This is a genomic window from Sphingomonas fucosidasi (assembly GCF_036663855.1).
GTDB classification, from domain to species: Bacteria; Pseudomonadota; Alphaproteobacteria; order Sphingomonadales; family Sphingomonadaceae; genus Sphingomonas; species Sphingomonas faeni_B.
In genome coordinates this window covers 1-1,396 of the sequence record NZ_JAXOJR010000022.1, presented here as the reverse complement: position 1 = coordinate 1,396, position 1,396 = coordinate 1, and the positions used below count along the sequence as shown (strand labels likewise).

Sequence of the window (1,396 nt, the reverse complement as noted above, 5' to 3'; positions counted from 1 at the left end):
GCCCATTTCGAGGCCGACGATCCGGTCGGTCTCCTCGGTGCGCGCAGTCAGCAGGATGACGGGCGTCTCGCTCGTCTCGCGGATATGGCGGCACAGGCTCAGCCCGTCCTCGCCCGGCATCATGATGTCGAGGATGACCAGATCGATCGCATAAGCGGTGAGGCGGGTGCGCGCCGCCTCGGCATCGCCGGTCTGGGTGACGCGGAAGCCCTGTTTGGTCAGATATTGCGCGAGCGGCTCGCGGATCGAGCGCTCGTCGTCGACCAGCAAGAGGTGCGGGTTATCTCCCTTGGGATCGGCGTCTAGAATGAGCGGTCGCCTTTGGACGCCGCCGGGGGGGCATGCCGCGCCCGGCGGCCCGGGTTAGCCGGCGTCGGGTTTCGGCGTGGCGCCGCTCGGCGGCGGCGTGCCGGGGCCACCCTCGGAGTGATGCCGGCCATGGCCGCGCATCCTGCCCCAAGGCTTCATGCCGCTATGGGCAGCGGCCAGCTCGGTCCGCTCGATGAAGCCATTCTTGTCGGTATCGAGCGCCGCGAAGCGCGCATCGGTGCGCGCGCGCATTTCGTCGCGGCTGATCTTGCCGTCCTTGTTGGTGTCGATCGACACCATCATGCCGGCACCGTGGCCCATCGGGCCGCCAGCCCTGGCGGCGTGCATCGCGCCTCGCCCGCCATGACCGCCACGGGCTTCGCGCCCGCGGCCCATCAGACCCCTCATCTCGTCGGGCGAGATCTTGCCGTCCTTGTTCAGATCGAGCTTCGCGAACCGTTCGGACGCCTGGGCGACGAACTCGGCCTTGCTGATCTTTCCGTCCTTGTCCGTATCGCTGCTCTCGACCAGCCGTGTGCGGCCGGGCAGTTCGTCGCCGGCGATCTGGCCGTCGCCGTTTGCGTCGAGCCGGGCAAAGCGCTGATCGGTTTGCGCAAGGAATTCGGCGCGCGAGATTGCGCCGTCCTTGTCGGTATCGGCGCGCTGCATGGCGTGGCCGCCCATCGGGCCGGGGCGGTCGGCGCCCGCTGGTCCTGCGCCCGTCTGGCCGGCAATCGCTGCGCCACCAAGGGCAGTGCCGGCAAGAGCGAGGGCGAGAAGATATTTCTTCATGCTGATGTCCTTCGAGTGATCCGCCGGATCGCCCGGCTATGATCCCGTTTTTCGCTCAAGGATGTCACGCGGCTATGTCAGAGCCAGCCTAAAGTGTCGCAAATTGTCGCATTTTCCGCCCCGGAATGGGGCAGCATTTCAGGCGAAGATCGCGACACTTTGCATGCCCTGCGCGATCGGCTGACCATCGGCGTTCCACAACGTCATCGACTGGCTCGAACAACCATGTTTCGCATGGTCGGACGTCGCCGACAGCAGCCACCAGCCATCGGTGGTCGCCGGCGTCGCAGTGAGC

The 1,396-nt window shown here is 66.9% G+C and carries 2 protein-coding genes and 1 pseudogene; all 3 read right to left on the bottom strand.

All coding sequences use genetic code 11. The features are described 5' to 3' along the window. Positions 1 to 309: response regulator (locus tag U1737_RS20560; protein WP_332798082.1), on the bottom strand; the 309-nt coding region annotated here is incomplete at its 3' end. Between the two features lie 54 nt (positions 310 to 363). Then, positions 364 to 1,101 carry a hypothetical protein gene (locus U1737_RS20555; protein ID WP_332718894.1) on the bottom strand — a complete coding sequence of 246 codons (738 nt, stop codon included), beginning with the start codon at positions 1,099 to 1,101 and terminating at the stop codon, positions 364 to 366. A 138-nt stretch (positions 1,102 to 1,239) separates the two neighbouring features. Next, a pseudogene (locus tag U1737_RS20550) lies at positions 1,240 to 1,396 on the bottom strand (thioesterase family protein); the annotation flags it as partial.